This is a genomic window from Pseudoalteromonas sp. ATL1 (assembly GCF_058933015.1).
In genome coordinates this window covers 1,715,560-1,728,337 of record NZ_JBZYXL010000001.1, presented here as the reverse complement: position 1 = coordinate 1,728,337, position 12,778 = coordinate 1,715,560, and the positions used below count along the sequence as shown (strand labels likewise).

At 44.7% G+C, this 12,778-nt stretch carries 10 protein-coding genes; 4 read left to right on the top strand and 6 right to left on the bottom strand.

Annotated elements, in window-relative coordinates; all coding sequences use genetic code 11:
• The first annotated feature begins 105 nt into the window (after positions 1-105).
• The 3 genes from map to dapD are packed head-to-tail and all read left to right on the top strand — an operon-like array spanning position 106 to position 4,358.
• The gene (map, locus tag AC5FX4_RS07715) at positions 106-891 is read left to right on the top strand and encodes a type I methionyl aminopeptidase (RefSeq protein ID WP_493605856.1); all 786 of its coding nucleotides are present in this window, start codon (positions 106-108) and stop codon (positions 889-891) included.
• A gap of 9 nt (positions 892-900) precedes the next feature.
• Positions 901-3,519 (top strand): [protein-PII] uridylyltransferase, encoded by a 2,619-nt coding sequence (gene glnD, locus AC5FX4_RS07710; RefSeq protein ID WP_493605855.1) that lies wholly within the window; start codon positions 901-903, stop codon positions 3,517-3,519.
• A gap of 11 nt (positions 3,520-3,530) precedes the next feature.
• Entirely contained in the window at positions 3,531-4,358 is an 828-nt protein-coding gene (gene dapD, locus AC5FX4_RS07705) for a 2,3,4,5-tetrahydropyridine-2,6-dicarboxylate N-succinyltransferase (protein ID WP_493605854.1), read from the top strand.
• Between the two features lie 95 nt (positions 4,359-4,453).
• Here the strand turns inward: dapD and AC5FX4_RS07700 are convergent, their stop codons facing one another.
• The 5 genes from AC5FX4_RS07700 to AC5FX4_RS07680 are packed head-to-tail and all read right to left on the bottom strand — an operon-like array spanning position 4,454 to position 9,639.
• Positions 4,454-5,689 (bottom strand): ABC transporter permease, encoded by a 1,236-nt coding sequence (locus AC5FX4_RS07700; RefSeq protein ID WP_493605853.1) that lies wholly within the window; start codon positions 5,687-5,689, stop codon positions 4,454-4,456.
• Entirely contained in the window at positions 5,689-6,879 is a 1,191-nt protein-coding gene (locus AC5FX4_RS07695) for an efflux RND transporter periplasmic adaptor subunit (RefSeq protein ID WP_493605852.1), read from the bottom strand. Before AC5FX4_RS07695 ends, AC5FX4_RS07700 begins: the two co-directional genes overlap by 1 nt.
• Positions 6,876-8,027, bottom strand: coding sequence for an efflux RND transporter periplasmic adaptor subunit (locus tag AC5FX4_RS07690; RefSeq protein ID WP_493605851.1), 1,152 nt, complete (start codon positions 8,025-8,027; stop codon positions 6,876-6,878). Before AC5FX4_RS07690 ends, AC5FX4_RS07695 begins: the two co-directional genes overlap by 4 nt.
• Positions 8,024-8,971 (bottom strand): HlyD family secretion protein, encoded by a 948-nt coding sequence (locus AC5FX4_RS07685; protein WP_493605850.1) that lies wholly within the window; start codon positions 8,969-8,971, stop codon positions 8,024-8,026. Before AC5FX4_RS07685 ends, AC5FX4_RS07690 begins: the two co-directional genes overlap by 4 nt.
• Positions 8,956-9,639 (bottom strand): ABC transporter ATP-binding protein, encoded by a 684-nt coding sequence (locus AC5FX4_RS07680; RefSeq protein WP_493605849.1) that lies wholly within the window; start codon positions 9,637-9,639, stop codon positions 8,956-8,958. Before AC5FX4_RS07680 ends, AC5FX4_RS07685 begins: the two co-directional genes overlap by 16 nt.
• 416 nt (positions 9,640-10,055) lie before the next feature.
• Between AC5FX4_RS07680 and AC5FX4_RS07675 the strand changes: the two genes are divergently transcribed.
• Positions 10,056-12,368 (top strand): S9 family peptidase, encoded by a 2,313-nt coding sequence (locus AC5FX4_RS07675; RefSeq protein ID WP_493605848.1) that lies wholly within the window; start codon positions 10,056-10,058, stop codon positions 12,366-12,368.
• Positions 12,369-12,422: 54 nt separating this feature from the next.
• Here the strand turns inward: AC5FX4_RS07675 and AC5FX4_RS07670 are convergent, their stop codons facing one another.
• Positions 12,423-12,767: a 4a-hydroxytetrahydrobiopterin dehydratase gene (locus AC5FX4_RS07670; RefSeq protein WP_493605847.1), complete on the bottom strand. Its 345-nt coding sequence runs from the start codon at positions 12,765-12,767 to the stop codon at positions 12,423-12,425.
• Positions 12,768-12,778: the final 11 nt, after the last annotated feature.

The window sequence follows — 12,778 nt, the reverse complement described above, 5'->3', positions numbered from 1 at the left end:
TGTAAAAAGACGGCGCGCTTTATACCATATAAAAGCGTAGAACTCAACGATAAGTACAAAATTTGTGCGTTGTTGCTAACTTAAAAATACCGACTTGGAGTCTCAATGAGTGCAGTGATTAAAACCCCTGAAGAAATCGAAAAAATGCGTGTTGCTGGGCGTTTAGCCGCAGAAGTATTGGAAATGATTGGGCCTTATGTAAAGCCTGGGGTCACTACAGATGAGCTAAATACAATTTGTCACAACTATATTGTGAATGAACAAGACGCGATACCAGCGCCACTAAATTATCACGGCTTTCCAAAGTCAATTTGTACGTCTGTGAATCACGTTATTTGTCACGGTATTCCAAACGACAAACCGCTAAAAGATGGCGATATTATTAATATCGATGTCACCGTGATCAAAGACGGTTATCACGGTGATACTTCTAAGATGTTTAACGTGGGTACCCCAAACATTCAAGGCAAGCGCTTGAGTGAGATCACGCAAGAAAGCCTATACTTGGCGATTAAAATGGTTAAGCCGGGCGTGCGTTTAGGTGATATTGGTGCAGCGATTCAAAAGTTCGCGGAAGGCTTTAACTATTCAATCGTTCGAGAATACTGTGGCCATGGTATTGGCGCAGAATTCCACGAAGAGCCACAAGTCATGCACTACGGTAAACCAGGTACTGGCGATGTGCTCAAAGCAGGTATGTGTTTAACTATTGAACCTATGGTCAATGCCGGTAAGCGCCATTGTAAGTTATTGAAAGACGACTGGACTGTTGTAACTAAAGACCGTAGTCTATCAGCTCAATGGGAGCACACACTGCTGGTCACTGACAATGGCGTTGAGATCCTGACACTTCGCAACGATGAGTCAATTGACAGAGTGATCGAACACTAGGAGCCTTAGGTGGCACTGCCTAACAAAGTAAAAAAGCTGCTCGATACTGCCGAGCAGCTCCATGATTATAAAGATTGTTCTGCTTATTTTTATAAATGGCTTAACAACGAGTTTTCAAAACAACCCGTTCGTAATTTAATCAATGCCCGCGCCGAGTTTATCGACCGTTTACTGATCAAGCTTTTCAATGATACTGAGCTTTCACTCGTACCTGAAATAGCGCTTATTGCGATTGGCGGCTATGGCCGAGGCGAACTTCACCCCTATTCTGACATCGATTTTTTATTGCTGGTACAAACGCCGCCTGATGAGCAACTCCAGGGTAAAATCGAGGCATTTGTCACCATGTTGTGGGATCTTAATCTTGAAATTGGTCATAGTGTCAGAACCCACGAACAGGTACTTGAACAAAAGCAGCAAGACGTTCACTTCACCACAAGCTTACTTGAAAGCCGTTTGATCTGCGGCAACCACATTGAGTTCGAGCGCTTAAAAAGTCACATCGTTGAGACACCCATTTGGCGCTCCGACGACTTTTTTATTGCTAAAGTGAATGAACAAAAGGTACGCCATAGAAAATGCCACGGTACAGCGTATAACTTAGAGCCGAACGTAAAAGAGAACCCCGGTGGATTGCGCGACTTGCAAACCATTTTTTGGGTGGCCAAAAAGCACTTTCATGCCGAAACTCTGGAAGAGCTGATTAGTCATGGTTACCTGACCCATGAAGAATACCAAGAGTTACTCGAATGTATTGAAAACCTATGGAACATCCGCTTTGCCTTGCATTTAGCTGCTGGGCGAAACGAAAACCGCCTCTTATTTGATCATCAACCAAACGCCGCTGAATTACTGGGCTTTGGTGCCGAAGGTAAAGCGTCTGTTGAACGCATGATGAAACGCCTGTTTCGGATCATGAGCCGCGTGCGGGAAATGAACCAAATGTTGCTGTCGTACTTTGAGCAGAGCATTTTACCCGATGAAGCAGAGCAGGCTGCGATCCCTCTGGATAGAAATTTCGAGCGTGTTGGCAACAAAATTCGCGTAAAGAACCCATCGGTATTTTTTAGGCGTGAACAGCTTTTTGTGTTGTTTGAGCACATTGCAGACAACCCTGAAATCGTCAATATTGATCCCAGCACCATTCGTACTATGCGCCAAGTGCGCCGCCGTTTGTTGGGCGATTTGCAAGACTATGCAGGCTGTAGAGATGCATTCTTACGATTATTAAAGCATCCCAATGGCATGGGACGCGCTTTTACTTTGATGCATAAGCACGGCCTTATTGCTGCGTATTTGCCGCAGTGGCGCAACATTTTTGGGCAAATGCAGTTTGACTTATTTCATGCCTACACGGTGGATGAGCATACTCACAAACTGGTCAAAAACATCTATCAGTATTTTGATAAAACACAGCCGAGCGAATTCCCTATCTGCAGTGAAATTGTCACGCGTATGGATAAACCCGAGCTGCTGTATTTAGCGGCCATTTTCCATGACATCGCCAAGGGGCGTGGTGGTGATCATTCAGAGTTGGGTGCCGTGGATGCCCTCGCATTTTGTAAAATGCACGGTTTTACCACCTCGGATTCTCGCCTTGTTGCTTGGTTGGTGCAAAGTCACTTACTCATGTCGGTCACTGCGCAGCGTAAAGACATCAATGACCCAGATGTGATCAACGAGTTCGCGACGCAAGTAAAAAATGAGCGTCAACTCGATTATTTGTACTGCTTAACCGTGGCGGATATTCGTGCGACCAACGATAACTTGTGGAATGATTGGAAAAACACCCTGCTAAGAGAGCTGTATCTGCATGCGCAACGTGCGCTTCGATTGGGCCTTGAAAACCCGATGGATATGCGTGACCAAATCCGCGATAAAAAGCACCAAGCAAAACAACGCCTGATCAACAAAGGGTTTGATGAAAGCCTGATAGATTTGAGCTGGTCGCGGTTTAAAGCCAACTACTTCACCGCATTTAGTGAGCAACAAATCTCATGGCATAGTGAACACTTGCTTAAGGCCAGCGACTTAAGTAAAGCCAGCGTGGTCGTGAGTGAAAAACCAATGCATGGTGGCACACAAGTCTTTGTTTATAGCCCCTATGAAGCATCCTTGTTTGCCAAGCTAGTGAGCGTTATCGGCTCTAAAAAAGCACAAATTCAACACGCGCAGGTCATGACAACCAAAGACGGTTATGTGGTGTTCAGTTTTGTGATATTGGAAGTGAACGGAAACCCAATCGCCAGTGCTCGCGCCAATTCAATCCACAAAGGGCTTGAGGCGATCTTACAAGATCCAAAGAAAAAGATCCGTCTGAAGAAAAACCGTTCACAAAGGTTTAAAGACTTTAATATCAAACCAAAAGTCATCGTGCGCCCCCATGCGCGCGAAGATAGAAACTTAATTGAAATTCAGGCCATCGATATACCCGGCTTACTGACCAAAATTGCCGAGGTGTTTCAGGCCAATTCACTTCATATTCATGCCGCTCGCATTACAACCGTTGGCGAACGTGCAGAAGATTTCTTTGTTGTATCCGATGATAAGTACAAGGCGTTGAGCGAAGAGCACAAAGCTGGCTTGCATCGTGACTTAATGAAAAAATTAAACGCAGAAACAGAATAAATGAGGACACTATGTCAGATCTTAAATTAATCATTGAACAGGCTTGGGAACAGCGCGATAGCATTACACCTTCTCAAGTATCTGAGCCTGTAAAAAATGCCATTATTCAAGCGTTGGATTTACTCGATTCAGGCGCTGCCCGTGTGGCAGAAAAAATCAGCGGTGAATGGGTTGTTCACCAGTGGCTAAAAAAAGCGGTGTTACTGTCGTTCCGCATTCGTGATAACCAGCCTTTGCACGACGGCGTGAGCCAGTACTTTGATAAAGTACCGCTTAAATTTAGTGATTACACACCAGAGCAATTCCAAAAGGGCGGTATGCGTGTAGTACCTAACGCAGTAGCACGTCAGGGCAGCTTTGTGGGTAAAAACGTGGTGCTCATGCCTTCGTATGTAAACATTGGTGCCTACGTTGACGACGGCACTATGGTGGACACATGGGCGACTGTAGGCTCTTGTGCACAAATTGGTAAAAACGTGCACCTATCAGGCGGTGTAGGTATTGGTGGTGTACTTGAGCCACTACAGGCTAACCCAACCATTATTGAAGACAATTGCTTTATCGGCGCTCGCTCTGAAATTGTAGAAGGCGTGATTGTTGAAGAAGGTGCGGTCATTTCAATGGGTGTGTACATCTCACAAAGTACGCGCATTTATGACCGTGAAACCGGTGAGGTGCACTACGGTCGCGTACCAGCGGGTGCGGTGGTTGTGCCGGGTTCTTTGCCTAGCAAAGATGGCTCACACAGCTTGTACGCTGCCATTATCGTCAAAAAGGTTGACCAACAAACCCGTGAAAAAGTGGGGATTAACGCCCTACTTCGTTCAATCGACGAATAAAGCGCCCCAGCTGAATGCTAGCTGGAGCATTCACTACACATGCTCCAGCTATAAACGAAGCGAGGCCCGGCCTTCTCGCCCCGCTCAATTAGCAATTAATCGCTTTGCAATGCTTGGATAGGATCAAGCTTTGATGCTTTTACCGCGGGAAACACACCAAACACGATACCCACAAACGCACAAATGCTGAACGACAATATGATAGCGCTAAATGACCAAGAAACTGCCCAATTTGAATAAAAAGCAATCACTTCAGAAAGAATAATGCCAAAGATCACGCCCAATAAGCCGCCAAAAATGGAGATGATAAAGCTTTCAGTCATAAACTGTATTTGAATATTTTTTCGTGTTGCACCAATCGCCCGTAACAAGCCAATTTCTTTTGTTCGCTCAAGCACGGTCGCCAACATAATATTCATGATGCCGATGCCACCAACCAGCAGCGAAATACCCGCCACACATGACATGACTATGTTGAAAATCGCCTGAGTCTGCTTTTGCTGCGCCAATAGCGCCGCAGGGACTGTCACTCGGTAATCATCAACCTCACTGTGCCTTATGGATAAAATATTGGTGATAGCATGTGACGCGATAATCGGGCTATGTGTCTTTTCCACTGCAAGTTTAAGTTCCGTGATCTCCGGTGCCAGTAAACCACTATTGAAGCGATTAGTGGCGGTTGACAGTGGAATAAAGATACGGCTTTGCTCACCTCCTAGCGTCACCCCCTGAAACTCTTGCTTGTTGTAATAAGGTGCCGCCAAGATCCCAACCACTTCAAACCATAAATGGTTAACCTTTACCTGCTGCCCAAGTGCATTACCGAGTGGAAATAAAGCTTTTGCCGCATTGGCCCCAAGCAATGCCACCTGTCGATATGTAAGACTGTCATTGTCACTCAACATTCTTCCGCTGCTTAGTTGATAATGTGCCAGCTTAAAATAGTTATCTGTCACCCCGACGGCTTCACCAGCAAAGCTACTAAATTCACTGAACACTTGATAAGTATCTATTAATTTAAGTGCGGCAAAATCACTCACAAACGGGAGCGCATCAACCACAGTTTGACCATCTAATAGGTTCAACCCTTGTGAATGTTTACGCTGTTCTTTGAGGTCTGTATCATCAATATCTTTGGCATGAATAATGACATTACGGATCCCCATTGAATCTATCATCTTAAGTGCTTCACGCTCAGCCCCTTCACCAATATTAAGCATTGCTATAACGGCACCCACGCCAAAGATCATTCCCAGTAACGTTAAAAACGTTCTGAGTTTATGTTGCTTAAGCTGAGCGATTGCGTCTAAAAATAAGTCCATATACTTCATTACCACTCCTGCTTAGTGACTAACGCTATTTCCTGTCCAGCCTCTAACCCAGACAATACTTCAACATGGCTCAAGTTACTCAAGCCCACCGTTATTTTTGTTCGCTCTAGTTGCTGCCCTTTATTCACCAATACAAATGTCTCGTTATTGTCATTGATAAGGCTGTGTTTTGGCACTGTTAAAGCCATTTTCTCATCTTGCACTAACAATGACGCCACCACCTTATTACCCGGTTTGAAATGTGCAGCGCCATTTTCTATGCTGGCGATAATTTCATAATACTTTTGTGGGTCGCCCCGGCTTATCGATTGCGGGTAAGCAGAAATACGCTTTATTTTGCCTTGGTAAGACGTCGCTCTGTCTGATAGCAAAGTCAGCTCAACAGACTGCTCTTCTTTTAAGCCAAACGCTTCTTTTTCATGCACATATAATTTGGCTTGCAACGTCGATACATCCGGTAAACCCGCAATTTTTTGACCAGACCACAATGTTTGCCCCGGTTTTGGCTTATCGCCTCGCCAATCCGCACTGTGCGTCAATAACCCATCATGAGGCGCAACGACCATTAACCCTGACAAATTGGTATCGTACATTTTGATTTTGTCTTCGTGGGCTTTAGATTGGAGTTTTAGCAACTCTATTTCACCGAGTGCGGTGGTAGAAAACTGCTCTGTTTGCCAATCAAAGTAAGCTTCTTTGGCATTCAAATACTCGACATTTTGCAGTTGGTCTAGAATGTCCAACTTCGAGCGGATCCGCTCATCCTCAATCGAAAACTTTTCTGCAAACACTTTTTCTTCATTCACAATGATTTGATCTTGTTCTAAATGAGACTTGCGTGTAACAAGGCCAATATCGGTGACCTTAATGTCTTGCGATACCTTATTTTTATCAAATTCGCTAAAGCGTTTTTGCCGTTGCATATATGTGCCATCAAAACGAGCGATAACATCCCCTTTTTTAACGTGGGAATATTCGGGCATAATCCAAGCTAAAATCTGTGGTCCCCTCGATGAAGTGGGTGCTGAAATCACAGTTTCACTTGCAGCTTCCAATGCGCCCTCGGCACTCACCGTAATAACAAAGGGCTGCTTCTGTACTGTGTATAACAAGTCAGTTTGTTGCTCTTCATCGCTTTGGCAGCCTAACAACAGTGAAGTTAACAATAGCGATACGAGTGTTTTGTTCATAACCTCACCTCCTGACCTTGACTAATACCCGAAGCGATCACCGCTAGCACCGGTGTAGTATGTGATACAGAAACTTCCTGTTCACCATCCGTTGTTTCTAGAAAAGTTTTCCCCTCTTTATGCGTAATCGCAGCTAGTGGTACCGCCAGCGCGTTATCAATTCGCGCGGTGACGATTTCGACTCTGGCACTCATGCCTGGCCGCAGTTTATCGGTATTTACCTCATGCAACTCAATAATGGCATCAACAATATGACTTTTATCTTGATAGGACTTTTCTCTAAATGCTTTGCCTATTTCAACAATTTTGCCCTCAACAACAATACCTTCCGCACTATCAACTATCACTTTCACATCTTGCCCTGAGAAAATACGTCCAAAGTCAGCTTCCTTTATTTGTGCTTTCACCTGCATTTGTTCAATGACCGATAACTCGATGACAGGCTGCCCGAATTGCACCGATTCACCAACACTTGGTTTTTCTCCTTGCCAGTTTGCATGGTAGGCGACTAAGCCATCCATCGGCGCTTTGACTTGAAGCCTTTCTATATCACGCTCTAACTCTTTAACTTCGGCATCAAATCGAGCAACTTTGCTTTTCGCAATTTGAATGCTCAACCCTTTATTATCCACGTGAAATGCTAATTTGCTTTTAGCAAGTTCCAATTCACTGACGGCTATTGAATAGTCTATTTGTGCTTTTTTGCGGTCATTGTCGGAGCGGGAGTTGTCAATGATCTCTGCGCGACGCTTTGCCTTATCAAAATTCATTTTCGCTTCGGCAAGCGCGAGTTTGAGTTCTTCCTCTTTTTTGATGATTTGCGCTTGTTCATTTTCCAGCTCTTTTTTGGCTTGGACGAGCTTTGCTTGTGAGTCCTGCAAGCGCTCACGCACAGATTGGTCATCAAATGCGACTATCACTTGACCTTGTTTCGCAACGGTATTCTCTGGGACCAACTGCTTAATTTTGTACTGCCATATGCGTGTTATCGATGGAGGGGCGATTAAGGCTCGGCGCTTCGACTCTAATTCGCCATTCGCTTCTACCGTGAGTAGTACAACTTGCTCTTTGACTTGGTAGAGCGCTTGTTCCTCAGCGCAACCGCTTAACAACCACATCGTTATCAGGCTAAATAAGATCGCTTTCATTTTCCTTCTCCTTGCATCGTTAAGCTGCCACTCATCCCTGGTAACAAAGGCAAATCAGTATCAGAAAAAGTGAATTTCGCTCTGTAATACATGCCTTGACCCCAACTTTGTCGCTTCTCTGGCTGTGTGGAAAGCTCAACCAACTCACCTTGCAAACGCTTACCACGAAACGCATCAAATTGAAGTGTCGCAACTTGCCCTTGTGCAATGCCAAATGCGTCAACCTCATGAACCCATGCTTCTACATACAGCCCGTTTGTTGAAGGGATCTCAGCCACTTTCCAGCCCGGTTGCACTGTCGCACCCGCAAATAATTTATTACCTTGCCAAGGGTGTTCTGCGTAGAGAATCGGACCACTATTTTGGGCAGTTAAACTCATATTTTTTAACTGCTCTTGGTTGTGTGAAAGGCTTGCTTCAAGGCGCTCGATTTCGAGCTTTTGCTTTTGTGTACTCGCTTTGGCTTGCGTTTGCGCCTGCTGCAAACTTGCTTGTGCTTTATGTTGCTCGATAATGGCCTTTTCCAGCGTTAATTGGTGCTGTTCGTACTCATAATGACTTAAGTTAGTGCTGGGAACACTGGCATCTATTTTTGCTCTAGTAACAAGTAATCGCGCTTTGTGTAATTTGAACTGCGCTTCAAGGATGTTTTGTTCTCCTTCAAGTTTTAGCCGAGTAAACTCATCTTTGGCCGCATCTAATGCAACACGGTCTTGATCTATTAGCGTTGCAATGGCACCTGAGTCATACACCACCACAACATCACCCGCCTTGGCAACTTCGCCTTCCCCCAGCATCCACTGAATTTGCGAGCGCCAGCTGTCGCTCATTGGCGCATAAAAGACTTGCGTTTCTCCAGCCTTAATCACGCCTGAAATGGTTATGGGTTGAGCAATGCTACATCCCGATACGAGTAACGTCATATAAACTAAAGCGCTTCGCATAAATGATCCTCCACTTTCTCCCCATCTCTCATACGTACAACACGTTGCGCATACGCAGCGATATCGCTCTCGTGGGTAACCATCACAATGGTGTGGCCTTGCTCATGCAATTCGCAAAGCAAGCTCATGATCTCGTGGGAAGTTTTGCTGTCCAAGTTACCCGTTGGCTCATCGGCAAAAATAACTTTTGGATGATTGATCAGGGCTCTAGCAATGGCGACTCTTTGCCGTTGGCCACCTGACATTTCGAATGGCTTATGATGCGCACGTTTTTCTAACCCCACTTTTTCAAGCAATGCCAACCCTCGTTGCTGAGCTTGCGCTGCTGAAACGTCACTATACCTAAGCGGCAAAACCACATTTTCAAGCGCGGTGAGCCTAGTAAGCAGATGAAATGTTTGGAAAATAAAGCCTATTTTTTGATTTCTGATAACGGAGAGCGCTTCGTCTTCCATCGTTTGAACTTCCTGCTCAGCCAAGAAGTAAGTGCCTGTCGTCGGTGAATCCAAACACCCTAAAATATTCATCAAGGTCGATTTGCCCGACCCTGAAGAGCCCATTATTGCAACAAACTCCCCTTCATCAACATCCAGTGAAACACCTTTTAATGCCTTCACTTGTGTTTCACCACTGCCATATATACGGCTTAAATTTCTTACCTTGATCATTCGCTATCCATTGCTCCTTTTTCTTATTTTTTATTGAGTCTGCATGTCACCGATCCGCGTGTAACGTACTAACGTAGAGCACAAACTTATTAAATTTGTACCTTTTAAAGGTTTTGAGTGTAACGCCCATTTGTCAATTGGTAAATAGGATAATGTATACCCAACTTTAGGTTATTGTCATATTAAAGACATAACTATCAACAAATCGGAAGCACAAAACATAGGATAAAGGGTGTTCAAAGATAGAATTTTAAATAAATAAATCAAATGGATAAAAATAAACCAGTGCATAAAAGAGACGCTCAGCATAATAATCAGCCAAGTGGAATAACAAACAACCAAATCAATGTATACAATATACCAAAATAATCATAGTATTGTTTCTGCATCTTTCTAAGCAATTGTAGAGACACAGAATGATAAAAATAAAATATACATCGCTCGTACTCACGTTAGGCACGCTACTTAGCGCATGTCAAAGTCCAAAGCCATCTCATGTGCAAACACACAATATGACAGCGACGTTGACCAATAAAGATTACCAACAGGCTGAGCAATTCTTACCTCACAACTTAAAGCCGTTAGTTAAAAATAGCTGGCTCGAAGCACATTGGCTGTCGGAAAAAGCCATGTTTTGGTTTCGCCAGCAAGTTAGCAATAACGGTCATCAGTTCATTCTTGTCGATGCTAAAAACAACCTACAAAAAGCCGCTTTTGATCACTCTAGATTAAAAGAAGAACTAGAAAGGCAAGGTGTTGAAATCAGCTCACCTTTGAGCCTACCACTCGAGCAGCCGAACATTACGCTCGAAGCGATCACCTTTAAGCTCAATGAAAAACAGTGGCAATGTAGCCTCACAAGCTACGCATGCGAGCACAGTGACGAGATTAAAGTTGACGCTAAGCCCGAAGGCATATCACCCGACGGTCAATGGCAAATCAAAGTGGTAAACTATAACTTGGTATTACACTCAATCAATGAGGGCACCGACAAACAGCTCACCCAAGATGGCAGTGAACAACAGCCCTATGCTTTGACTCACCCCAATCCGAGCGCGAGTTTCTACAATAAAACGCCTTTTCCAGAAAACGCGTTCGACGTCAGGTGGTCTGACGATAGCCGCTATGTTATCACCCATAAATTAGACAGAAGTCACACCGCTAAGCTGACTTTAGTCCAAGCAGATACGGGGGAAGGCTTACGCCCAAGAGCAATAAGCTATTATTATCCCATGGCGGGCGATGAGCAACTACCGATGGCTGAACTGGTTTTAGTCGACACGAAATCAGCTAAAGCAACCGTACTCGATGCGCCAGCCGTGATGCAAACCTATTATGGCAGCCCCATTTGGGGGTGGTGGCAAGACAATGGTCGCTTCGTTTACCATCATAGGCAGCGAGGCAATCAAAGCTACTCAATGCGAGAGGTTAACCCAGAAACACAATCTGTACGCACTTTGGTCACAGAGACGGATGATAAATTCATTGACCCTTGGACGCAGCAGTATTGGCATGTTCCAGAACTTGATGCGTTTGTCTGGAGCGCGCAACGCTCTGGCTACCAGCATTTATATCTCTATGACGCAAAAACCGGCGAGTTAAAAAACCCAATTACGCAAGGCGAGATGACCGTGCGTGTCATTCGCGCTATTGATGCGAAAAACGGCCATATTTATTTTGAAGCATCGGGACATGAACCGAATCGAGATCCCTACTACCGACATCTTTATCGTGCCAATTTAGATGGCACCGGTTTAACCTTGCTCACACCTGAAGCGGCAGAGCACAGCACTCAGTTGTCGGAAGATCACAAGTATGTGATAGATACTTACTCCACCCCCACCACCGCGCCTGTCACGGTATTGAGGCATAGCCACAATGGACAAATCATACGTGAATTACAAAAGGCAGATACCAGTGAGCTATTAGCAACGGGCTGGCAGCCACCTAAGCCTTTCACCGTTTTGGCTGGCGACGACAAAACGCCGCTTTATGGATTGATGTATTTGCCATCAAATTTTGACCCGAATAAGCAATACCCAATCATCGACGACATCTACACGGGCCCACATAACTTTTTTACACCCAAATCGTTTTATACCTATGGCTCACAGGCGAATGCACTCGCACAACTGGGCTTTATTGTGATCAAAATGGATGGCCGAGGTACGAGCAAGCGTGGTCGAAAGTTCCACGAATATTCATTTAAAAATTTAGGCGGCGGAGTGGACGACCATGTAGTGGCTATCAAGCGCTTGGCAGAGCAATTTGATTTTATTGATATTGATAGAGTGGGCATCTTTGGTTTTAGTGCCGGTGGTTACGACACAGCTCATGCCATGTTCAAATACCCAGAGTTTTTCAAAGTGGGCGTGGCGGCTTCAGGGAATCATGACTTTAGAGTGGATAAAGCGGGTTGGAATGAAATGTGGATGGGTTACCCTGTGACCACTCACTGGGATGAACAATCAAACCTCAGTATCGCGTCACAGTTGCAAGGTAAATTATTATTAGCCCATGGTGAGCTTGACCCGAATGTTCACCCTGCTGCCACGATGCAACTCGTATCCAAACTTATGCAGGCAAACAAAGATTTTGATTTGATGATTTATCCCAACATGGGACATGTTCTTGATAAAAACCCCTACTTTGTGCGCAAGCGCTGGGACTATTTTGTAGAGCATTTACTACAAGCGACGCCACCAAAAGAATACAACTTATCTTGGTAGTAGGACATAAACAAAAAGGGCCTCATGCGAGGCCCTTTTCAAGATAAGGTGTGCTTATAGCGCAGCGAATACGTCATCTGTTTTAGCCGCACACACAAAGTCGTTTTTGTGTAAGCCTTTAATTGAATGGCTCCACCAAGTCACAGTCACTTTACCCCATTCAGTCAATAAACCTGGGTGGTGGCCTTCTTCTTCCGCCATAGCACCTACTTTATTTGTGAACTCTAGGGCTAGCTTGAAGTTTTTAAATTTAAATACGCGCTCTAACTGCATAATGCCGTCACGTACTTCAGGTACCCAATCAGGAATTTGTTTGATCAGTACCGCTAACTCTCCATCTGACACTTTAGGCGCATCAGCACGACACGCTTCACATTTTTGTGCACTTAAATCAGACATTTAATAAATCC

Coding starts and splice junctions, on each gene's coding strand:
- dapD (WP_493605854.1), top strand. CDS start 3,531: ATGTCAGATCTTAAATTAATCATTGAACAGGCTTGGGAACAGCGCGAT.
- AC5FX4_RS07680 (WP_493605849.1), bottom strand. CDS start 9,639: ATGATCAAGGTAAGAAATTTAAGCCGTATATATGGCAGTGGTGAAACA.
- AC5FX4_RS07700 (WP_493605853.1), bottom strand. CDS start 5,689: ATGAAGTATATGGACTTATTTTTAGACGCAATCGCTCAGCTTAAGCAA.
- AC5FX4_RS07695 (WP_493605852.1), bottom strand. CDS start 6,879: ATGAACAAAACACTCGTATCGCTATTGTTAACTTCACTGTTGTTAGGC.
- AC5FX4_RS07690 (WP_493605851.1), bottom strand. CDS start 8,027: ATGAAAGCGATCTTATTTAGCCTGATAACGATGTGGTTGTTAAGCGGT.
- AC5FX4_RS07685 (WP_493605850.1), bottom strand. CDS start 8,971: ATGCGAAGCGCTTTAGTTTATATGACGTTACTCGTATCGGGATGTAGC.
- AC5FX4_RS07670 (WP_493605847.1), bottom strand. CDS start 12,767: ATGTCTGATTTAAGTGCACAAAAATGTGAAGCGTGTCGTGCTGATGCG.
- map (WP_493605856.1), top strand. CDS start 106: ATGAGTGCAGTGATTAAAACCCCTGAAGAAATCGAAAAAATGCGTGTT.
- AC5FX4_RS07675 (WP_493605848.1), top strand. CDS start 10,056: ATGATAAAAATAAAATATACATCGCTCGTACTCACGTTAGGCACGCTA.